Source organism: Skermanella pratensis (genome assembly GCF_008843145.1).
GTDB classification, from domain to species: Bacteria; Pseudomonadota; Alphaproteobacteria; order Azospirillales; family Azospirillaceae; genus Skermanella; species Skermanella pratensis.
The window spans coordinates 4080520-4101708 of the sequence record NZ_CP030265.1 but is presented as its reverse complement, the minus strand read 5'-3'; the positions used below and the strand labels follow the sequence as shown (position 1 = coordinate 4101708).

Annotated in this window: 21 protein-coding genes; 12 read left to right on the top strand and 9 right to left on the bottom strand. The window is 68.3% G+C overall.

Features of this window, described 5'->3' with window-relative positions; genetic code table 11:
* Positions 1-22: 22 nt before the first annotated feature.
* The 3 genes from DPR14_RS18820 to efp all read right to left on the bottom strand — a co-directional run bounded on the left by DPR14_RS18820 (position 23) and on the right by efp (position 2452).
* Positions 23-901: an OmpA family protein gene (locus DPR14_RS18820; RefSeq protein WP_192499026.1), complete on the bottom strand. Its 879-nt coding sequence runs from the start codon at positions 899-901 to the stop codon at positions 23-25.
* Positions 902-1054: 153 nt separating this feature from the next.
* The gene (locus DPR14_RS18815; protein ID WP_158046518.1) at positions 1055-1876 is read right to left on the bottom strand and encodes an inositol monophosphatase family protein; all 822 of its coding nucleotides are present in this window, start codon (positions 1874-1876) and stop codon (positions 1055-1057) included.
* Positions 1877-1885: 9 nt separating this feature from the next.
* Positions 1886-2452, bottom strand: coding sequence for an elongation factor P (efp, locus tag DPR14_RS18810; protein WP_158046517.1), 567 nt, complete (start codon positions 2450-2452; stop codon positions 1886-1888).
* A 228-nt stretch (positions 2453-2680) separates the two neighbouring features.
* Between efp and DPR14_RS18805 the strand changes: the two genes are divergently transcribed.
* Complete coding sequence (locus DPR14_RS18805) at positions 2681-2944, top strand: hypothetical protein (RefSeq protein ID WP_158046516.1); 264 nt, start codon at positions 2681-2683, stop codon at positions 2942-2944.
* 7 nt (positions 2945-2951) lie between these two features.
* Here the strand turns inward: DPR14_RS18805 and DPR14_RS18800 are convergent, their stop codons facing one another.
* The gene (locus DPR14_RS18800; protein WP_158046515.1) at positions 2952-4190 is read right to left on the bottom strand and encodes a hypothetical protein; all 1239 of its coding nucleotides are present in this window, start codon (positions 4188-4190) and stop codon (positions 2952-2954) included.
* 156 nt (positions 4191-4346) lie between these two features.
* On the bottom strand, positions 4347-5720 hold the full coding sequence (locus DPR14_RS18795; RefSeq protein WP_158046514.1) for a hypothetical protein: 1374 nt from the start codon (positions 5718-5720) through the stop codon (positions 4347-4349).
* A 277-nt stretch (positions 5721-5997) separates the two neighbouring features.
* Between DPR14_RS18795 and DPR14_RS18790 the strand changes: the two genes are divergently transcribed.
* Genes DPR14_RS18790 through DPR14_RS18780 form a run of 3 tightly spaced genes read left to right on the top strand, consistent with a single transcriptional unit; the run spans position 5998 to position 9090 of the window.
* Positions 5998-6876, top strand: coding sequence for an alpha/beta fold hydrolase (locus tag DPR14_RS18790; protein ID WP_158046513.1), 879 nt, complete (start codon positions 5998-6000; stop codon positions 6874-6876).
* A 25-nt stretch (positions 6877-6901) separates the two neighbouring features.
* The gene (locus DPR14_RS18785) at positions 6902-7714 is read left to right on the top strand and encodes a 16S rRNA (uracil(1498)-N(3))-methyltransferase (protein ID WP_158046512.1); all 813 of its coding nucleotides are present in this window, start codon (positions 6902-6904) and stop codon (positions 7712-7714) included.
* Positions 7715-7725: 11 nt separating this feature from the next.
* The gene (locus tag DPR14_RS18780; protein ID WP_158046511.1) at positions 7726-9090 is read left to right on the top strand and encodes a glutamate--cysteine ligase; all 1365 of its coding nucleotides are present in this window, start codon (positions 7726-7728) and stop codon (positions 9088-9090) included.
* 57 nt (positions 9091-9147) lie between these two features.
* Here DPR14_RS18780 and DPR14_RS18775 read toward each other — a convergent pair whose 3' ends face one another.
* Positions 9148-10479, bottom strand: a complete 1332-nt coding sequence (locus tag DPR14_RS18775) for a pentapeptide repeat-containing protein (RefSeq protein ID WP_158046510.1) — start codon at positions 10477-10479, stop codon at positions 9148-9150.
* Between the two features lie 195 nt (positions 10480-10674).
* On the opposite strand from DPR14_RS18775, the gene DPR14_RS18770 reads away from it, so the two are divergent.
* On the top strand, positions 10675-11568 hold the full coding sequence (locus DPR14_RS18770; protein WP_158046509.1) for an MBL fold metallo-hydrolase: 894 nt from the start codon (positions 10675-10677) through the stop codon (positions 11566-11568).
* 715 nt (positions 11569-12283) lie between these two features.
* Here the strand turns inward: DPR14_RS18770 and DPR14_RS18765 are convergent.
* Complete coding sequence (locus DPR14_RS18765; protein ID WP_158046508.1) at positions 12284-12874, bottom strand: exopolysaccharide biosynthesis protein; 591 nt, start codon at positions 12872-12874, stop codon at positions 12284-12286.
* 962 nt (positions 12875-13836) lie between these two features.
* Between DPR14_RS18765 and ffh the strand changes: the two genes are divergently transcribed.
* The 5 genes from ffh to rplS all read left to right on the top strand — a co-directional run bounded on the left by ffh (position 13837) and on the right by rplS (position 17551).
* Positions 13837-15201, top strand: coding sequence for a signal recognition particle protein (gene ffh / locus DPR14_RS18760; protein ID WP_158046507.1), 1365 nt, complete (start codon positions 13837-13839; stop codon positions 15199-15201).
* Positions 15202-15290: 89 nt separating this feature from the next.
* Positions 15291-15668, top strand: coding sequence for a 30S ribosomal protein S16 (gene rpsP, locus DPR14_RS18755; protein ID WP_158046506.1), 378 nt, complete (start codon positions 15291-15293; stop codon positions 15666-15668).
* 37 nt (positions 15669-15705) lie between these two features.
* The gene (rimM, locus tag DPR14_RS18750; protein WP_158046505.1) at positions 15706-16314 is read left to right on the top strand and encodes a ribosome maturation factor RimM; all 609 of its coding nucleotides are present in this window, start codon (positions 15706-15708) and stop codon (positions 16312-16314) included.
* Complete coding sequence (gene trmD / locus DPR14_RS18745) at positions 16314-17081, top strand: tRNA (guanosine(37)-N1)-methyltransferase TrmD (RefSeq protein ID WP_158048226.1); 768 nt, start codon at positions 16314-16316, stop codon at positions 17079-17081. Before rimM ends, trmD begins: the two co-directional genes overlap by 1 nt.
* 71 nt (positions 17082-17152) lie before the next feature.
* Positions 17153-17551 (top strand): 50S ribosomal protein L19, encoded by a 399-nt coding sequence (rplS, locus tag DPR14_RS18740; protein WP_158046504.1) that lies wholly within the window; start codon positions 17153-17155, stop codon positions 17549-17551.
* A 178-nt stretch (positions 17552-17729) separates the two neighbouring features.
* On the opposite strand, the gene DPR14_RS18735 is transcribed toward rplS, so the two are convergent.
* Complete coding sequence (locus DPR14_RS18735; RefSeq protein ID WP_192499025.1) at positions 17730-18362, bottom strand: sensor histidine kinase; 633 nt, start codon at positions 18360-18362, stop codon at positions 17730-17732.
* 377 nt (positions 18363-18739) lie between these two features.
* A complete protein-coding gene (locus DPR14_RS18730) occupies positions 18740-19033 on the bottom strand; it encodes a hypothetical protein (protein ID WP_158046502.1) in 294 nt (97 codons plus the stop codon).
* 239 nt (positions 19034-19272) lie between these two features.
* Between DPR14_RS18730 and DPR14_RS18725 the strand changes: the two genes are divergently transcribed.
* The gene (locus DPR14_RS18725) at positions 19273-20067 is read left to right on the top strand and encodes a 4Fe-4S cluster-binding domain-containing protein (RefSeq protein ID WP_158046501.1); all 795 of its coding nucleotides are present in this window, start codon (positions 19273-19275) and stop codon (positions 20065-20067) included.
* A 52-nt stretch (positions 20068-20119) separates the two neighbouring features.
* Positions 20120-21172 carry an esterase-like activity of phytase family protein gene (locus DPR14_RS18720; protein WP_246148324.1) on the top strand — a complete coding sequence of 351 codons (1053 nt, stop codon included), beginning with the start codon at positions 20120-20122 and terminating at the stop codon, positions 21170-21172.
* Positions 21173-21189: the final 17 nt, after the last annotated feature.

Genomic DNA, 21189 nt, shown 5'->3' with positions numbered 1-21189 from the left:
AGGGGGTGAGCCGGGTATGCCACTAGTTCACCAGAAGCAGGTCGACGCGGTCGGCGGGTCCGTCGGGCGCCTGCGTCCCCAGCGCGCGGACATCGATGCGGGTGCTGCGCACCCCCTGGCCGATCAGGTACGAGCGCACCGCCAGAGCGCGGTCCAGCGACAGGCGCCGGGCATCCCGTTCGGTCTCGGGCGTGCCACTGGCGTAGGCGGTGACCTGGAGGCGGATCACCTCGTCCCGGCGCAGCCGGGCGGCCACGCCGTCCAGCAGCGCGGTGTCCCGGGGGGACAGGGTTTCCGCCTTGGTATCGGAATACACGACGCGGAACCCGGTTCCGTCCGGCACGTCGGCGGGCGGACCGGAGGGGGCCGGCGGAGTCGCCGCCACCTCGGGCGCCGGCCGGTCCGGGACGGATCCGCCGCGGGGATTCGGTAGGTCCGGCATGGAGGTGATCCTGCGGGGCTCGCCGGGGGCGGCAGGCGGCACCGGCGTGTCGAACTGCACGCCCGCGGGCGCCTCGGCCCGGGGCAGCTCGGACGGAGCCGGGGGAACCGGGGCTGCGGCGACGTCCGGCGGCACGCCGACATCCAGGCCGGGCGGCGGCGGTGCTGCGCGGCCGCCCGGAGCGACCGGCAAGGCTTCGCCCAGGGCGGGAGCGGGCGGGACCGGAAGCGGCCGGGAGGCATCGGCGACCGGCGGCGCAGGTTCCGACTCCGCCGCCGTCTCCGGCGTCCTCCCCGCCACTGGGGGCTTGCGCGCCGGAATGCCCGGGGGTATCGCGGGGGATGCCGCCGCCGTCTCCTGCGCCACGGCGGGAACCCCCGCCGGCCACGGAATCGTCGCGGCGCCGAGCGCGCAACCGAGCGCCATGCGGCGGACGGCAGTCGGAACGTAGCGACTCATTTGCCCCCGTACCCAAGCCTTCAAGGTGCCTGACATCTCGGGATTCCCAGCCATTCCAAAGGTCTTGGAGGGGCCGGCAACACCGGGGCGACACGCGGGCACGATAGCCCAATGGCGGGAGTCCGACAACCCGCCATCAACCACACGCGATGGTCAGCCCTCGGCCTGTGGCTTCCGGGTTGCCGTGGCACCACGCAGCACCTTGGCGATCATGAGATGCATGTGCGAATTGGCCGCCAGGATGCTGTCGCCGCGATGCGGGTTGCGTCCGCCGCCGATCTCGGTGACGAATCCGCCGGCCTCGGTCACCATCAGGATGCCGGCGGCCACGTCCCACGGCTGCACGTTGCTCTCCCAATAGCCGTCGAACCGCCCGGCCGCCACATAGGCCAGGTCGAGGGCCGCCGAGCCGAAGCGCCGGATGCCGGCGGTCTCCGCCATCATGGCCTGGAGCTGCGCCGCATGTTCCGGATGGTTGCCGCGGCCCTTGAAGGGCAGGCCGGTGGCGATCACCGACTCGTCCAGCTTGCGCCGGCCGGAGACGCGCAGGCGCGCGTGGTTGTTCCAGGCGCCGGCCCCCTTCTCGGCCCAGAACAGCTCGTCGCGGAGCGGTTCGTAGATGACGCCGGCGACGATCTCGCCCTCGCGCTCCAGCGCGATCGAGATGGCCCAGAACGGCAGGCCGTGCAGGAAGTTGGTGGTGCCGTCCAGCGGATCGACGATCCAGCGCTGGCTGGCGTCCTTGCCGGCGCTCTCGCCCGTCTCCTCCATCAGGAAGCCGAAATCCGGCCGCGCCTTCTGGAGTTCGGCCCTGAGCGTCTGCTCCGCCTTCGTATCGGCGGTCGAGACGAAATCGGCCGGCCCCTTGCGGGAAACCTGCAGGTGTTCGACCTCGCCGAAATCGCGGACCAGCCCGCGCGCCGCCTTTTCAGCGGCGCGAGCCATGACGTTGATGATTGCCGAGCGGCTTGCCATAACGGGTTGTCAGTCCTTCGCACGTTCCAGGTAGGTGCCGTCGCTGGTGTTCACGACGATGCGGGTGCCGGCTTCGATGTGCGGCGGAACGAGCACCCGTTCGCCGTTGTCCATCTTGGCGGGCTTGTAGGAGGAGGAGGCAGTCTGGCCCTTCACGACGGGGTCGGCTTCGACCACTTCCAGCGTGACGGTGGCGGGCAGCTCGACGCCGAGCGGGGACCCTTCGTGGGTCTGCACGGTGACCGACATGCCTTCCTGGAGGAACACGGCGGGATCGCCGATGATGTCCCGCGGGATGACGATCTGCTCGAAATTCTCCTTGTCCATGAAGGTGTAGTTGTCACCCTCGGCGAACAGGAACTGCATCTCGTGCTCGTCCAGCCTGGCGCGTTCGACCGTCTCCTGGGTGCGGAACCGCTCGACCATCTTGTTGCCGGTGCGGACGTCCTTCATCTCGAGCTGGATGAACGCGCCGCCCTTGCCGGGCTGCACGATGGCGGTCTTCAGGACCACCATCAGCTTGCCATTATGCTCCAGGACATGGCCCGGACGCATCTGGTTGGCGTTGACCTTCATGGTATTTGACCGTCGCTGACGCTGCTTTGGAAAGCGCGGAACCTATCAGGTCGGAGAGGCGGTAGCAATGTGCGGTCGGAGTCCGCCATCGCGATTCGGATGTCAAATCGACGGGAGCGGAGTGAACGCCGACCTGCTATGACGGTTACCGCTTACGACCCCATACTTGCGGCCCATACTTGCGGCCCATACTCACGGCCCCATACTCACGGCAAGGGAACAGTTCAGATGTCCAATCTCCACAGGCGTGCAATGGAAGCGGTTCTCCAGGCGGCCCAGCACGACATCGTGGGGACGCTGCGGGAGCGGGAGATCACCGACCGGCACAGCGAGGACGGCGACGAGGCGGTGCTGGACGTGGCGATCCTGCACGCATACCGTGTCTTCGTGCGAATCTGCGAGGAGCAGGGACTGGACGTCGACGCCCAGCTGTTCGCCGAACTCGCGGGCGAGCTGGCCGACGAGATGGCCCAGGACAACGATTACGACTGATCCGGCTTCAAGGTTGGGCCGGCAGGACCCGCGCCGCCGCCCGGCGGAAGGCCGGCGGCGGCGCCACCAGGTGCAGCGCGCCGAGCGCGTCCTCGATCACGGCGCGGGCGGCGGGCCGCTCCTCCGCCGGCAGGCCGTCGATCCCGGCCGCCAGCCCGGCGAGCCGGCTCACGGCGTCCTCGGTCACCGAGGCCAGGGCCCGCTCGAAGGCGGGCAGGGTGCCCAGGGCCTTGAACAGCCGGCGGCTGCGGGCCAGCGCCGCCAGGGCGGCCCGAAGCCGGGCGATGTCGGGGTGGCGAAGGTCGGTCCGGTCCGCCGGAACCAGCCCGGCGATGCGCTCGGCGAGCCCGGCCAGGAACCGGCCGCCCAGCAGGGCGCGCAGGTCCGCTTCGAGCGCGCCGAACGCGGCCGCCGCATGGGCCACGCGGCCGGCGCTCAGCTTGAGCGCCGTCAGGTCGCGCACCGCCGCCTCCAGCGCCGATGGGTCGGCGGGGCCGCGTTCCGGCACGGCGGCGAAGGCGCGGGTGCGGACGTCCTCGGCCAGCCGGTCGATCAGGCCCGCCACATGCGTCCGGGTCTCCGGCCGGTCGGCCAGCCGGTCCAGCATCTCCAGGGCGGTCCGGGCGACCGGCCGGTGCCGGGCCACCAGCATGACGAACAGGTCGGCCGCCTTCGGATCGGCCGCCGACAGCCCGGCGACCGATGCCGCCAGATGGTCGAGCAGCCAATGGGGGCACTGGCCTGTCGCCGCCGCCGCCGCCAGGTGGGCGCGGGCGTCGTGGACGCGGTCGTCCAGGATCAGCGCCGCCCGGATGTCGTCGACGATGTTCCAGAAATCGGGATGGGCGGACGCGGCCCGCTCGGCGAAGTCGGGCTGCCGGCCGGCGCGGTGGATCAGCCCCGCGACCTCGACCGCCCCGATCTCCCCGCCCGAGGCGCAGCGTCCGCGCCGGTCCGTGGCCCGTTCGGCCAGCAGGAGCGTCCACAGCGGGCGCAGCACCGACCGCGGGATCTGGCCGACCCGGCGGCGCGGCGGAACCACGTCGCACAGCAGGTCGGCGAACGGCTCGCAGAAGCGGCGCAGCTCCGAGGGCCGACGGCGCTCGCGCCGTCGGGGCAGGGGCGGCACCGGATCGCGGAGCGCCGCGCGGATCTCGTTCGCCGTGGGGCAGGGTTCGACCGACCAGGGCTCGTCGGCCGCGCCGCGGCATGAGACTGACAGCGTCCGGTACGAAATCAGCGCCATGGTCGAGCCCTGCCTGGGTACGGGGTTGGGAACCGGAGGCCGCAGCACCGCCGACCGGCGGCGCGGATACTCCTATCAATAGCCGTATCAATAGACCCCAAATCGATCGAATTAAACTTTACTTAAGAGGTATGAACGCACTCCATTAAGAGGTATTCACCGTGTTTCCGGACCGGGCGCGGGATTCATGTGGCGGATCAGGTCGATCATCAGGTCGCCGGTTCCATCGGCGCCGAGCTTGGAGAAACCATCCGCCAGCAGCGGCATCAGCGCCTCGCCGGGGCAGATCCGCTCCAGCGCGTGGACGGTGGTGACGGTCGCCTCCAGGACGGAGCGCCTCGTCTCCGCGTCGGCGGAAGCCGCCCTCTCCGCAAGCGAGCCCAGGTCGCGCGAAGCCTGCGCCTTGACCGTCTCGACCTCGCGCCGGTATGCGTCCAGGCGGCCCAGCGCCTTGAACAGCTGCCTGCTTCGGGCGAGCGCCGCCAGGGCCTCGCCGAAGGCCCGCCGGTCCGGGGCCGGTCCGGCACTCCCTCCGGCGCCGAGATCGGCGAGAACCCGGGCATGCTCGTCCGCCCGCGCCGCGACTTCGCCCAGGAACCGGTCGTTCAGCAGGTCGTGAAGCTCGGCCTCCAGGCGCTGAAGCCGGGCCGCGTTGCGCGGCAACCGGCCGCCGGCGCTGGCCTTCAGGCCGGTCAGGTGGCGCGCCGCCGGTTCGATGCGGTCCAGCGCCCGGTTCAGGTCGGCCGTTCCCGGGCTTCCGTCGAACGCCGCCTTGGCCCCGGCGTGCAGGTCGCCGATCGCGGCGGCATAGACGGTCTCCAGGGTTTCGGCGGGTATGGCGGCCGCCGGTCGCCGTGCCAGGGCGTCGATCAGGTCCAGGGCCGACCGTCCCGTCTCCGGATGCCGGGCCAGCAGCATCAGGAACAGGTCGGCCTTCCTGCGGTCCTGGTCGCCCAGCTCGGAGAGGAACCGGCCGAGCGTCGCCACGACAGCCGGGTCGGGGCGATCCGGCACCGCGCCGGCCAGCAGGCGGCGCATGCCCAGCACCGGCTCGCGAACCTGGATCGCGCAGTCGATCTCGGCCGCGATCTCCCAGAAATCGGGGTAGGCGCGGGCCTGCTTCCGGGCGAACGCCGGATCGGCCTTGGCCCGGTCGAGGGCCGCGCGCAAAGCCCTGGGGCAGCTCTCCGCGTCGTCGGGTTCACCCTGGCCGGCCTCGCGCAGGATCATGTCCCACAATGGCGCTATGGCCGGCCGGGGGATCTGGAACGGCTGGCGCTGGCGCCCGACGGGGCCGCACAGCAGCTCCTCGAAAGGTTCGCAGAAGCGGCGCTGCGCGGTGTTCCGCCGGGGAGGTTTCTCGACGCGCAGCCAGGACCGCATCGCCTCCATCAGGGTGGAGCGCATCGCCGTGTCGCCGAGGCCGTCGGACAGCCGGTAGACCTCGCGCAGGCGGTCGCCGGAACCGGCGGCGGTTCCGGTTCCCCGGACGAAGTTCAGGATGGCGGCGGGACTGATGGAAGCGGTCATGTCGGACTGATCGGGCCAAGGGGAGACTACTCCTATCAATTAACCCGAATTTAAGAACAATTAAATCTTCCTTAAGGATTATGAGGCCGATCAACCCGCCTATAAGAGTGCGCCGCCTCCATCCCGGCGGTCCCGCTTCCGCGTTAGCCATTTTGCGCCGGACCCGACCTGAACGCGGGATCTTGCAGACAACGGGCGAAGCGGTATGGGAAAGTGCTGTGCCGCTCCGGGAACGGGAAGCCCATTCCGGTAACATGAAGAATTGGGAGACGACGGGATGTTCGAAGGATTCACGCGCCGGCGCATCGCAACCAGCGGCGCCGAGATCAACCTCGTCGTCGGCGGGGACGGGCCGCCCCTGCTGCTCCTGCACGGATTTCCGCAGAACCACGTGATCTGGCACAAGGTGGCCGGCGCGCTTGCCGAGCGGTTCACGGTCGTCGCGACCGATCTGCGCGGCTACGGCGACAGCGAGAAGGTGCCGACGGCGGACGACCATTCCTCCTATTCCAAGCGGGAGATGGCGCGCGACCAGGTGGAGGTCATGCGGATCCTCGGGTTCGAGCGGTTCCAGGTGGTCGGCCACGACCGCGGCGGGCGGGTCGCCCACCGCATGGCGATCGACCATGCCGCCCGGGTCCGGCGGCTGGCGGTGCTCGACATCGTGCCGACGCTGACCACCTTCCAGAGCGTCGACCAGCAGCTCGCCACCGCCTACTACCACTGGTTCTTCCTGATCCAGCCCCATCCCTTGCCGGAGCACATGATCGGCCTGGACCCGGAATTCTACCTGCGGCGCAAGACCGCCATGTGGAGCGTCGGCACCGCCCACTTCACGCCGGAGGCGATGGCCGAGTATATCCGCTGCTTCCGGAACCCCGCCGCGATCCACGCCATGTGCGAGGACTACCGCGCCGCGGCGACGATCGACCTGGAGCACGACCGGGCCGACCGCGCCGCCGGCGTCAAGGTGTCGTGCCCGCTGCTGGCCCTGTGGGGCGCACGGGCCACCATGGACCGCTGCTTCGACGTGCCGGCGACCTGGCGGGAAGTGGCGCTGGACGTGCGCGGCCAGGCGCTCGACTGCGGCCACTTCATCCCCGAGGAGCGGCCGGAGGAGTTCACCGCGGCATTGCTCGACTTCCTCGAAACCTGATTCCCGCCGACCATCGATGGAGACCATGGAGACCGATACCGACCGCGAACCGCCGCGGACCCGCCTCTATGTCGGGGAGCCGCTGTCCGCCGGCGCCACCGTGGGCCTCGACCACGAGCGGGCGCATTACCTGCGCCATGTGCTCCGGCTCGACCGCGGCGACCGGGTCGCGCTGTTCAACGGCCGCGACGGCGAATGGGCCGCGCGAATCGACGGATTCGGCAAGGGCTGGTGCAGCCTGGCGGTGGAGTCGCGGCGGCGGCCCCAGGCGCCCGAGCCCGACCTGTGGCTGCTGTTCGCCCCGATCAAGCGGGCGCGCATCGACTTCGTCGCGGAGAAGGCTGCCGAGCTCGGCGCCTCCCTGGTCTGGCCGGTGCTGACGCGCCACACCGATGTCGCCCGCGTCAATGTCGACCGGCTGCGCGCCAATGCCATCGAGGCGGCGGAGCAGTGCGAACGCCTGACCGTGCCGGAACTGAGGGAGCCGGCCCGGCTCGACCAGGCGATGCGCGACTGGCCGGCGGAACGCGTGATCCTGCTATGCGCCGAGGCCGGGCCGGTCAAGCCGATCGCCAGCGCCGTCGCGGAGTTGGCGCCCGGCCCGGCGGCTATCCTGACCGGTCCGGAAGGGGGCTTCGCCAAGGATGAGCTTGACGGGTTGCTGAAACTGCCATTTGTTGTTCCGGTCGGGCTGGGGCCAAGGATCCTGCGTGCCGACACGGCGGCGCTCGCCGCACTCGCCTGCTGGCAGGCCCTGGCCGGGGACTGGGCGGCAGGCGGTGCAGACGTGCGTCCCCCGTTCCGTTCCCCGGCGTCCCGAAACCAAGAACCAGGTTGATCAGGCATCCCATGTCCGCCCCTCCGAAGTCCCGCGGCGAACCGATTACCGACCCGCGCAGTCTGGTGAGCCATCTCGAGCAGGGCAGCAAGCCCGCGTCCGACTGGCGCATCGGGACCGAGCACGAGAAATTCGCGTACCGCACCAGCGACCTGCGTCCGCTGCCCTATGACGGGCCTGACGGCATCGGCGAGCTGCTCGACCGGATGACCCGCTTCGGCTGGGAGCCCGTGCGCGAGGGCGGCAACGTCATCGCGCTGACCTGCGGCTCCTGCAACATCAGCCTGGAGCCGGGCGGCCAGGTGGAACTGTCCGGCGCCCCGCTGGAAACCCTGCACGACACCTGCGCCGAGGTCCACGAGCACCTGGACCAGGTCAAGCAGGTCGGCCGCGAGCTGGGCATCGGCATGATCGGGCTGGGCTTCAATCCTAAATGGAAACGGGACGAGATCCCGTGGATGCCCAAGGGCCGCTACAAGATCATGCGCGACTACATGCCCAAGCGCGGAACGCTGGGCCTCGACATGATGATGCGGACCTGTACCGTGCAGGTGAACCTGGACTTCGGGTCCGAAGCCGACATGGTGAAGAAGTTCCGCGTCAGCCTCGCGCTCCAGCCGATCGCGACGGCCCTGTTCGCCAACTCGCCCTTCACCGAGGGACGCCCCAACGGCTTCCAGAGCTTCCGGAGCCACATCTGGACCGACACCGACCCCGACCGCTGCGGCGACCTGCCGTTCGTGTTCGAGGAGGGATTCGGGTTCCAGCAGTATGCCGACTACGCCCTCGACGTGCCGATGTACTTCGTCTACCGCGACGGGAAATACATAGACGCCTCCGGCCAGAGTTTCCGCGACTTCCTCCAGGGCCGCCTGCCGGCGCTGCCGGGCGAGCTGCCGCTGATGACCGACTGGGCCGACCACCTGACCACGCTGTTCCCGGAAGTCCGCCTGAAGCGATACCTGGAGATGCGTGGCGCCGACGGCGGTCCGTGGCGCGGCCTGTGCGCCCTGCCGGCCCTGTGGGTCGGGCTGCTCTACGACGACACGGCTCTGGACGCCGCCTGGGACTTGGTCAAGGACTGGACGGCGGAGGAGCGCGCCCATCTCCGCGCCGAGGTGCCGCGCCTCGCCCTCGACGCGACCCACCGCGGCCGTTCCCTGCGCGAGGTCGCGGCGGAGGTCCTGGGGATCGCCGGGGAAGGTCTGCGGCGGCGCGCCCGCAACGACCGCTGGGGCGACGACGAGACCCACTTCATCAACACCCTGCTGGAAGTGGCCGAGACCGGCAGGACCCCCGCGACGATCCTGCTGAACCGCTACCATGGCGAATGGCAGGGCGACATCGACCGCGTCTTCGCCGAATTCTCCTACTGAGGCGCCGCTACCAAGGCGGAACTACCAAGGCGAAGGGATCAGGGACGAAGCCGGCGGTCAGATGCCCGTGGCTCCGGTCATCACGGCCCCTTCCAGCCGCGCGCCCTTCAGGTCGGCTCCGGTCAGGTTGGTTTCCCGCAGGTCCGCCCCGCGCAGGTCGGCGCGCGACAGCACGGCGTCGGTCAGGTTGGCCTTGCGGAGGTCGGCGCCCTGGAGATTGGCCCCCTCCAGCCGGACGCGGTGCAGGTTGGCGCGCCAGACATGGCCGCTGCCGCTCTGGATATTCACGGGGTTCAGCTTGGCGCCGCTCAGGTCGGCCCCGGTCAGGGTTGCCCGCTCCAGGTTGACGCCGCGCAGGTCGGCGTTCGACAGGTTGATCCGGCGCAGGTCGCCGAGCGACAGGTCGGCCATGGCGAGGACGGCGGAACTCATGTCGGCCTTGACCAGGGTGGCGCCCTGCAGCACCGCGGCCGACAGGTTCAGTCCCCGCAGGTTGAACCCGGTCAGTTCATAGCCTGACAGGTCGGCGCGGTGCCCCTCCTTGCCTCCGCTGTCCATCCAGGCGGCGTGGCCGGCCGCGATCTCCGGCAGCGTGCGGCCCAGGGCGGCGAAATCCTTGGCCACCACGGCCCCGGCCAGCTCGGGCGCGCGGCGCTGCGCATCGTCCAGGATGGCGCCGATCAGGACGGCGTTCACCAGCCGCGCGCTGTCGAGCACGGCGCCGGTCAGGACGGCGCCGGTCAGGCGGGCGCCGGTCAGGTTGGCCCCGGTCAGGTCGGCGCCCTGCAGGTCCGCCCCGGTCAGGTCGGAATTGGTCAGGTTGGCGCGAACGAACTTGGTGCCGCGCATGACCGCGTCGGTCATGTCGGTTTGCATCACGAAGGCGTTGGACACCCGGGCGCGCGACAGGTTGGCGCCGCGCATGATGGCGCAGGTCAGCTCCGTCGTCAGCTTGACCGCCTCCTGGTTGACCGACGCCATCTCGCCCGATTTTCCCATATGGACCAGCATGCCGTCGCGCAGGTCCGCCTCGATCAGCATGGCCTCGCTCAGGATGGCGCCGCGCAGGCAGGCGCCGCGCAGGTCGGTCTTCATGAGGGTGGCGCCGGTCAGGTTCGCCAGGCGCAGGTCGGTGCCGTAGAGGTCGGCGCCCGTCAGGTTGCAGCCCTGGAGCCGGGCGCTGAATAGCTTGGCCCCGCTGAAATCGGCATCGGTCAGGTCCAGGCCGCTGAGGTCCAGGTGCGACAGGTCGCGCATCTTGAAGATCGCGCGCGTCCCTCCCGGCTGGCGTTTCAGGAATGCCTTGTGCCGGTTCGTCAGTGCGTTCAGCTCCTGCTGGGAGAGCTTGGCGCGGGGAATCTCGCTGGTTTCGGCGGAGGCAGAAGCCATTGGGGAGCCATCCTGGAATCTTCCTCGGCAAGCTTAGGCGGAAAGGACGAAGGATTCGTTAAGGCCGTCGTGACCAATCGGTAACCAAACGTGAAATTTTCCTATACCCCGCCGGGAACGGTCGAAACGGAGGCCGGTTGGTTCAACGAACCGATCCACTGGACCACCGGAAAACAAAGGCGGGAAACCACCGAGATGGCAGAGCAGATCCCCCTGTCCCCGAGCGCCAGCGCGGTCGATCCCGAACTGGACGCGGCACGCGGCGACAAGACCCACCAGATCGCCCCCGACCTGGCCTATCGCCGGCTGGGCATCGTCAACGTCGTCTTCTGGGGCCGCCCCGGAGCCGGCGACCGCCAGTGGGTCCTGGTCGACGCCGGCATCCCGGGGACCAAGGGCATGATCACGGGGGCCGCCGAGGAGCGGTTCGGCCCCGGCGCCCGGCCTTCGGCGATCGTCATGACCCACGGCCATTTCGACCATATCGGCGCGCTGGAGGATCTGGCGGAGGAGTGGGACGCCCCCGTCTACGCCCACCCGCTCGAACATCCCTACCTGAACGGCAGGGCCTCCTACCCGCCGGGCGACCCCTCCGTGGGGGGCGGCGCCATGGCGGCCTTGGCGCGCTTCTACCCGCGCGGCCCGGTCGATGTCGGCGGCCGGCTCCGGGCCTTCCCGGAGGACGGCACCATTCCGGAAATGCCCGGCTGGCGCTGGCTCCATACGCCCGGTCACAGCGTCGGCCACGTGTCGCTCTGGCGCGAGGCCGACCGCGCCATCGTCGCCGGCGACGCCTTCGTGACCACGGGGCAGGAGTCCGCCTACGCGGTCGCGGTCCAGCGGGCGGAGATGCACGGCCCGCCGACCTACTACACGGTGGAATGGGACAAGGCGAAGCAGTCCGTCGCCAAGCTCGCCGCCCTCGACCCGGCCCTGGTCGTCACCGGCCACGGCGAACCCATGAAAGGGCCGGAGATGCGCACCGCCCTCCACCGGCTTGCGGACGAGTTCGACCGCGTCGCCGTACCGAGGCAGGGCAGATACCTGCGGCATCCCGCCCGGGCCGAGGACGGGTCGGCGTACCGGTAGCCGGCGGATTGCATGGCGGTTTCCCAAACATGATATAAGTTCCCGATATCATGCGTGGGAGAAGGCGATGCGGACCCTCGTGGATATGATGTTTTTTTCCGACCGAGACATTCGGTTCCAAGCGTTGGGCCGCGGCCCAACGCATCGCAAAACATAAAGTGAGGGAATCATTCGTTCCGGCCGAAACTCTAGTGGCTCGGCACAGTGTTTTTGATTGATTTATCGAAGGCCGACGCCGACAGCGTGGCCGGAGTGTTGACGCAGGGTGTCGACGTTCGCCCTGACGGGCGAAGGCCGACCTGCGGCACTCCGCTCCGCCGAACGTCATCAAAAACACTGCGTCAATGGGGTCAGAGTGCTTTTCTCATCGGCCACGATCAGCAACGGCGCCGGACCTGATCGGCCTGCCGGTTTGTCGCCGCTCCGCGACGTTCCGCTCCGCCGGCCATGCTTCACGAACAATCCTCCCATGATTATTCTATAAGATGCACATCCCCTGAACAGAATATCCGTGCCATGTTACCGGTGAAGATAATCAACCGACGGATCGGGTCACCTCGGCGATGCGGATGTTTCCGGATGCCTTCCGCCGCGGATTCCTCCAAAGGGAGAGGCCGCGCGATGCGGCATCGACCGAAAGGTCGGCAGGCCGGCACAGCGGACGAGGGAGGCGGCAAGTCCCGCCCAGGCCAAGACCAAACTGCTTCCCGTCGCTTCAGGAGCTGAAGCCGAACTGCCAGACGGCCACGGGCACCGCCAGGAGCAGGATCAGCGAAAACAGGACGAGGCCGCCGTCCCTGGTCAGCAGCCCGGCGGCGAAAAACGCGATCACGGCCGACGCGATGGACCCCGAGGTCGGTATCACCTCCATGAACGGCATGAACAGCGTCAGCGCCAGGATCAGGAACAAGGGCAGGAAAAGCCACGGCCGATGGAGGAAGAAGGTGAGCCGCGCCTTCAAGAACCGTTCCACGAACAGCACGGGCTTGCGCAGCCAGCCGATCCCCTTGCAAAGCTTCTCCGTGGACAGGCGCCGGCGGCTGATGATCTGTGGCAGCCAGACGCAATCCCGTCCGATAATCATCTGCACGACCAGAATGAAGATGATCACAGCGACCGTCGCCGTCAGGCCGGGGATCGCGCTGGCCGGCGAGGTGGAGATCAGTGAAAAAATCAGCATCAAGGACGCAAAGGATTTGTGACCGAGTTTCTCGACCACCTCTTGCACGGTTATGCTCTCGCCTCGTGCCGTGCTCTCCAATCGATCAAGGACATCGCTGAGGGCGCGGTGTGGTTGATCACTCATGCTTCGATCTCCTGAAGTGGACCCGATCGCTTCTGGGCGGCGAGCATCCTGCATGAACCGGAAATGCCCGCCCAGGGATCCATCAACTCCACATCCGGGGCATGATTTCGGACGCGGGTCCCGGATATCCGGTTACGCCGCATCCGCAAGCGAAAAATGGTCGAGTGCCTGGACGAAGCCGGTCTGCTGGCCGGCATGGCTACCTGACGTCATGCGCAACCTTCCGCCCCGGAGGTCCACGACACCGTTGAAGAATTTCGGCGGTTCGCTTATCTTTCGAGGGTAGGCGGCGGGATGTGCCTCCCGCCGCCGGCTCCCGGTCTAGAATTGCAGCACGAACAGGATTTTCACCCTGAACGCCTGGAACCAGACCTGGAGAGAGAACCGATGTTTCCGCATCGATCTGCTCCCTCTGTAGCGGAGGCGACCGGGCCAGTCCCGGTCGCTGTCCGCATGTCCAAGCTAGAATAGGCATTCGCCTCATACGAGCGTCTTCGTGACGCATGCAACTTTGCGGGCTCGCAACGGCCGCTCGACGCATCGCGACATCGCCAGCCGACAGCCCTGTCATCACGGATGCTGACATTTGCGTCCTTGCCAGGGGAGGGGGGTGTCGTCAGCCAAGGTCGTGGACGCCCATCGGCTTCCCGATCGTCGGGGCTCGCCGTTACGGATGATGACATATGCGGCCTTTCCGAGGGGATCGGCGGTAGCCGAGGAAGTCGCCGCACGAAAGCCGCACATAGGCATAACCCTCCTGTTGACATCGCCGCTCCGGTCCCCTAGTTTCGCGGTCCGCTCAATCCCATGAGCCGCCTTGTCTGCGCCCGAGGGTGCCCGCCGGTCCGCGAGTTTCGCGCACTGGCGCGTTTCTGTTTGGGCGAATGGCCAGCAAGTCTGGCCGAGACGGCGGCGCAGTGGGGCCGGGCATCCGACTTTCGCGAACCATGACCGAGTGACGCATGTTTGAAGGGCTGACCGGACGGCTGGGAGACATCTTCGATCGTCTCACGCGGCGTGGCGCGCTGAGCGAGGAGGATGTCGGGATCGCTCTGCGCGAGGTGCGCGTCGCCTTGCTCGAAGCCGACGTGGCCTTGCCCGTCGTCAAGCAGTTCATCGCCGGCGTCAAGGAGAAGGCCGTCGGCCAGGAGGTCCTGCGCTCGGTGACGCCGGGCCAGATGGTCGTCAAGATCGTCTACGACCATCTGGTCGAGATGCTGGGCTCGTCCAGCGAAGGCATCAACCTAGAAGCCGCGGCTCCCGTGCCGATCCTGATGGTCGGCCTCCAGGGCTCGGGCAAGACCACCAGCACCGCCAAGATCGCGCTCCGCCTCAAGACGCGGGAGCGCAAGAAGGTCCTGATGGCCTCGCTGGACACCAGGCGCCCGGCGGCCCAGGAACAGCTCAAGATCCTCGGCGAGCAGGTCCAGGTCGCGACCCTCCCGATCGTCCCCGGCCAGCAGCCGGTGGAGATCGCCAGGCGCGCCATGCAGACCGGCCGCGTCGAAGGCTACGACGTCGTCATGCTCGACACCGCCGGCCGGCTCGCGATCGACGACGAGCTGATGGCCGAGGTGGCCGCCGTCCGCGACGCCACCAAGCCCGTGGAGACGCTGCTGGTCGTGGACGCCATGACCGGCCAGGACGCGGTGACGGTCGCGACCAACTTCCAGGACCGCGTCGGCATCTCCGGCATCGTGCTGACCCGGATCGACGGCGACGCCCGCGGCGGTGCCGCGCTGTCGATGCGCCAGATCACCGGCAAGCCGATCAAGCTGCTGGGCGTCGGCGAGAAGGTGGACGCGCTCGAAGCCTTCCATCCCGACCGCATCGCCGGCCGCATCCTGGGCATGGGCGACGTGGTCAGCCTGGTCGAGAAGGCCGCCGAGAACATCGACAAGGCGGAGGCCGAGAAGCTCGCCAAGAAGATGGAGAAGGGCACCTTCGACCTCGACGACATGGCGAACCAGCTCAAGCAGATCCGCAAGATGGGCGGCATGGGCGGCATGCTGGGGATGCTGCCCGGCATCGGCAAGATCAAGAACCAGCTCAAGGACGCCAACATCGACGAGGGCATCCTGAAGAAGCAGGAAGCCATCATCTCGTCCATGACCAAGGCCGAGCGGCGCAATCCCGACCTTATCAAGGCGTCGCGCAAGCGCCGCATCGCCCTGGGGTCGGGCGTACAGGTCCAGGATGTCAACCGGCTGCTCAAGCAGTTCCAGGACATGCAGACCATGATGAAGAAGGTCAAGAAGATGGGCCAGAAAGGCATGATGCGCCAGGGCCTGGCCGGTCTCCTTCCCCGCGGCAAGGGCTTCCCGTAAGCCGCCGCCCGCACAGCCTCGTATACGACAGTTCGCCTACCGACAAGACAGCCAATACCTGCAACCTGAGTGAAGAGAGTAGTTTCGCAATGTCCTTGAAGATCCGTCTGACCCGCGGCGGCGCCAAGAAGCGCCCGTTCTACGCCATCGTCGTCACCGACGCGCGCAGCCCGCGCGATGGCCGCTTCATCGAGAAGATCGGCACCTACAACCCGATGCTGGCCAAGGATCATCCCGAGCGGGTCGTGCTCAACACCGAGCGCGCCAAGCATTGGCTGTCCGTCGGCGCCCAGCCGACCGACCGCGTCGAGCTGTTCCTCGGCCGCGCCGAGATCGTGCCGATGCCGGCCCAGGGCCAGAACCCGAAGAAGGCCGCCCCCAAGGCGAAGGCCCAGGAGCGGATCAAGGCGGAGCAGGCCGCAGCCGCCAAGCGCGCCGAGGCGGAAGCCGCCGGCAGCGCCGAGTAATCCCGCCCGGTAATCTCGAAGGCTCAGGTCTCCTCCCATGGCACCCCGGTCCGCAGGCAAGCCCGATGCAACTGGCGCACGCGTGTGCGTCGGCCAGATCGTGGGCGTGCATGGCGTGCGCGGCCTGGTGAAGCTGAAGAGCTTCACCGGCGACCCCGCCGCCATCGCGGATTACAACCCTCTGACCGACCACACCGGCACCCGCCGCTTCACCGTCGAACTCCAGTCGGCGATGAAGGACTATTGGCTGGCCCGGGTGCAGGGGGTTGCCGACCGGACCGCCGCGGAAGCCCTGCGCGGCGTGCTGCTCCACGTCGACCGTGACCGCCTGCCGCCGCCCGAGGACGAGGACGAGTTCTACCATGCCGACCTGATCGGCCTGCCGGTCCTGCGGCCGGACGGCGAACGGATCGGCACGGTGATCGCAGTCCACGACTTCGGCGGCGGGGACATGCTCGAACTGGCGCTCCCCGACCGGCGCACCGCCATGGTTCCGTTCACCAAGGCCATCGTGCCGGTTGTGGACGTGGCCGGCGGACGCATCGTCGCCGACCCGCCCGAGGATCTGCTGGCGCCGCCGGGCGCCCCGGACCGGGATCGGGACGACGAGGACGGCGACGCCGCCGTCGGCAGGGAGGGGGCGTGATGGACCGGGCATGGACCGTCCGCGTGCTGACCCTCTTCCCGGAAATGTTCCCGGGGCCGCTGGGTCTCAGCCTCGCCGGGCGCGCGCTCGAAAACGGGATCTGGTCCCTGGAAGCAGTGGACATCCGGTCTTTCGCACGCGATAAACACCGCTCGGTCGACGATACCCCGTTCGGCGGCGGTCCCGGCATGGTCATGCGGCCGGATGTCCTGGACGCGGCGCTGACGGCCGCCACCGGCGGCGCGGAAGCGGCGGAACGCGGCCGGGTCATCTACCTGTCGCCGCGCGGGCGCCTGCTCGATCAGCCCCTGGTCAGGGAACTGGCGGCTGAACCCGTCGTGACCTTTCTGTGCGGACGTTACGAAGGGGTCGACGAGCGGGTCCTGGAGGCCCACCGGGTCGAGGAGGTCAGCCTCGGCGACTTCGTGCTGTCCGGCGGCGAGCCGGCGGCCCTGGCCCTGATCGATGCCGTCGTCCGGCTTCTGCCGGGCGTCATGGGCAACGAGGAGACCGCCGGGGAGGAGAGTTTCGAGCGGGGATTGCTGGAGTATCCCCATTATACGCGGCCGGCCGACTGGCAGGGGCGCACGGTGCCGGAAGTCCTGCTTTCCGGTCATCACGAGAAGGTAAGGGCCTGGCGGCTGGCCGAGGCGGAGGGGATCACCAGGGCCCGGCGGCCCGACCTGTGGTCCCGCTACGAGGCCGCCCGCGAGGCGGAAGAACCGCGGAAGCGCCGCCGGCGCGACCGCGTCGCGACGATGGAATAGATGATAAACGGGTCCGCCGGGAGCCTGCCAAGGGTTCGGTGCGCCATCAGTGAAGGTAAGGGGTGAGTGCGATGAACATCATTCAGCAGATCGAGGCCGAACAGGTCCAGAAGCTGGTCGACAAGCGCGGCGTTCCGGAGTTTTCCCCCGGCGACACGCTGCGCGTCAACGTGAAGGTGGTCGAAGGCACGCGCGAGCGCGTCCAGGCCTACGAGGGCGTCTGCATCGCCCGCAAGAACGCCGGGCTGAACAGCAGCTTCACCGTGCGCAAGATCAGCTACGGCGAGGGCGTGGAGCGCGTGTTCCCGCTGTACAGCCCTCGGATCGACAGCATCGAGCTGGTCCGCAAGGGCGACGTCCGCCGCGCCAAGCTCTATTATCTGCGCGAGCTGCGCGGCAAGCGGGCGCGCATCAGCGAGCGCACCACCGGCCGCGGCATGAACAACAAGGAAGAAGGCGCGTCCAAGTAAGGACCGCGCCGGCACCCTTGCCGGGCATGAAGCGAAAGCCCGCCGAACCCCGTTCGGCGGGCTTTCGCATTGGTGGAGCAGGCCGGTTCCCCGTGGCTCGACGCTGAGACAGTGGCCGAGGCGCCGATGGAAGATGTCGGCGTTCGCCCTGCCGGGCGAAGCCGGATCAAGGCGTCGCCTAAAGCGGGATCGACATCCGCACGACGGTGCCGCTGCCGGTCGTCTCGGACGCCAGGGTCGCGCTCAGCTGCGCCGCCAGGGCTTCGGCCAGCAGCATGCCGGCATCGGCGTCGGGGTCGAAGCCGGAGGGCAGGCCCCGGCCGTTGTCGGCGATCACCAGATCGAGCGTATCCGGGGCAGGGCGGGTCAGCGAGATGCGGATCCAGCTCTTGGCCGGGAACGCATGCCGCAGGCTGTTGGTCAGCAGTTCGTTGACGATCAGGCCCAGCGGCACGGCAAGCGAAAGCCCGCCGGTGATCTTCTCCGACTGCACGTCGATCTCGGTCCCCTGGGCGCCGCCCGGCACGTTGGCGCTGGTGGTCGTCACCAGCTCGCTCAGGTAGCGGCCGAACTCGACCTGGGTCTCGCTGCCGGACTCGTGAAGGTGGCGGTATGCGATGGCCAGCGCTTCGATCCGCTGGAGCGTAAGGTCGTAGGCGGTCCGGGCATCCGGGTCGCGGATGCGGCCGCTCTGGAGCTTCAGGAGGCTTATGACGAGCTGGAGGCTGTTCTTGGCCCGGTGCTGCAGTTCGCGCAGGGCCGCCTCTTTCTCCTTCAGGGCCTGTTCAAGTTGCCGCGTGTGATCGTCCATGTCAGGAGCGTGTGCTGTTGTCAAATGCGGATCTCCTGACCGTGGTCTTGACGCCGCGGAACAAAAGCTCGGCGGAAAGCAATTATCCATACCGCGGAGTTTCCGTCGAATGCGCCATTATGTACAGCAAACAGGCTAACTCTCAAATATACTTTCCGGCTTAGGTGATTGGACCCACGAGGGCGGTCAAGTCCGCGGATTTTTCTTCGTGTTTTTCTAAAATATATAGGGATCGCACTTGGCTTTCGCCAACCGCGGCCTGGGGCCGGACTGCACGTCTTGTATCCGGCATATAACATCCAGCCCAGCGGAGGGTTCCGACGCGGTGGCCGGAACATGGTGAAGGAGGATGCCGTGACCGGGGAATTGCGGCTGGACTACTCGAACAGGCGGCTGAAGAACCCGCGTTTCTTCGCCGGCGCGGCGGCTTGGGTCCGTCGCGCCGGCTTCCCGTCGATGTACTCGTCCTTGAAGCGCTTCATGTCCTCGCTGCGCCCGAAAGTGAATCGGACATGGAAGATATAGGTCTTGGTCTTCTTGAACTCGTCGACCTCCTCGGACATGCCGAGGAACTGAAGCTCCCATAGCCCCTTGACGTTGGCCCTGATCCAGTCTTCAGCCTCGTTCATCTTGCCTTGGCCACGGAACTTGTGAACGAGCTCATATGTCATGTGCGATGTCATTGCCTTGCGTCGCGTCGTTTCCGAACCAGCCCTCCGAACGGGCACCGCCGGCAAGGCTAAACGCAACGCGTGTAGATTCGGTTACCCGGAGCCGGCCGTCTGTTCCCCAGGTTGATTTGGATCAAGGCTCCCGCCGCCGCATTGCTCCATGGTGACGATCGAGGTCGGTGCCGTACCGGCGGCTCGATGGCGCAAACGCATCCGGCGGGGCGGGCGCACGGGATTTCATGACCGATCTTTCCAACCAGATGGTGCCGCCGGAGAGTTCCCGGAATTTCGTGGGACGCATTCACTCCGTCTCCGCGCTCGGCACGGGGGCCGGCGGGCCGGGTGTCCGCTTCGTCATCCAACTGGACGGCTGCCCGTTGCGTTGCGCCCGATGTACCGAGGAGCGAAGCGCCGACTGCGCCGACGCTGAACCCGGAAGCAGGGCAGGCGCCGGCGGGATCGACGGCCTGATGCACCAGATAGCCCGCTATGCGGACTATATGCAGGTCTCCGGCGGCGGCGTCACCGTGGCCGGCGCCGAGCCGCTCGAGCAGGCCGGCTTCATCCGGGAGTTGTTACGGCGGTGCCGCGACATGGGGATTGCCACCGCCCTGGATACCTGCGGCAGCGGCAACCTGTTCGCGGCGAAGGGGCTGCTGCACTTGACCGACCTCGTGGTTCTCGACCTCACGCCGGTCGAACCCGGAGCGTTCGACCGGCGTCCATCGGCACCGGTGCCGGGCGCCCAGCGTTTCGCGGGAATTCTGCGGGCCGCCCGCAAGCCGGTCTGGGTGCGCTTCGCGGTGGTTCCCGGCGTCAACGACGATCCCCGCCACGTGGAGACCCTGGCGGAGTTCGCGGCATCGCTGCCGGACGTCGAGCGGGTCGAGGTGCTGCCGTTCCACCGGCTGTCGACGATCCATCTCCGCGACCGCTGCCCGTTCCCGGCGCTTCGCGCCTTGGGGCCGCCAAGCGCACGGCAGGTCCGCACGGTCCGGAACATCTTCCGCAGCCGGGGCTTGCGCGCCTCCTGAGAACTTCCAGCCTGACAGGGGGCAAACGTCTTACCGCGGCGTGGTACCCGGCATGAGCCGACAAAAGCTGTCGCACCGCATCATCGGCGATGCCATCTATGGGGCCATGGCTGCACTTCAAGATTTCGTCCGGCGGGCGTTCCTCCTCGCCTCGCTCGCCACCCTGGCGGTCGTAGGCTGCTCGCCGCTGACCGCCAACGGTCCCCTGGAAAACTCGTATCCCGTCCGGCTCGACGACAGCCGTCCCGACCGGCGGGACGTCGGGACGCTCATATACCGGGGCGGCTTGGCGCTCAGGGACTCCGATCCGGATTTCGGCGGCCTGTCCGGCATCGTGGTCGAACCGGACGGGCGCCGGTTCGTCGCCGTCTCCGACCGCGGCAACGTGGTTACCGGCAACCTGGATTACGACGACGCGGGCGATCTCGCGGGGGTGCGCGGCATCACCGTGGCGCCGCTGCTCGATATCGACGGGAAGCAGGCCAAGACCAACCGTGCCGACTCCGAAGGGCTGGCCCGGCTGCCCGACGGGCGCTGGGCGGTCAGCTTCGAGCGCTGGCACCGGGTCGAGCTGTATTCCTCCCATCCGGACGGACCGGTGACGCGGCCGCTGCCCAAGCTGCCGCGCCCGCCGGGTATCCGGAGCGCCGAAGGCAACAGCGGGCCGGAGGCGCTGGCGGCCCTCCCCGACGGGCGGATGCTGGTGATCGAGGAAGGGTCCGACGACAAGGCCGGCTTCAGCCGGGCCTGGCTGGGGGGCGCGGAGGGCTGGGAAAGCCTGAGCTATCGCGGTCGAGCGCCGTACCGGCCGACCGACGCCACGTTCCTGCCTGACGGCGACCTCGTGGTCCTGGAGCGGCGGGCCTCGATCCTGGGCGGGTTCGGCGCGCGGATCGTCCGGGTGCCCGGCGCCTCGATCGAGGCGGGTGGCGAGTTGTCCGGGACCGAACTGGCGGTGCTGGAGCCGCCGGTCACGACCGACAACTTCGAGGGCATCTCCGCGGTGTCGACGCCCGACGGCAGGACGTTGCTCTACGTCGTCTCCGACGACAATCTCTGGGGTTTCCAGCGAACCCTGCTGCTGATGTTCGAGCTCGGCGCCTGACCGGAGATCCGCTCGGC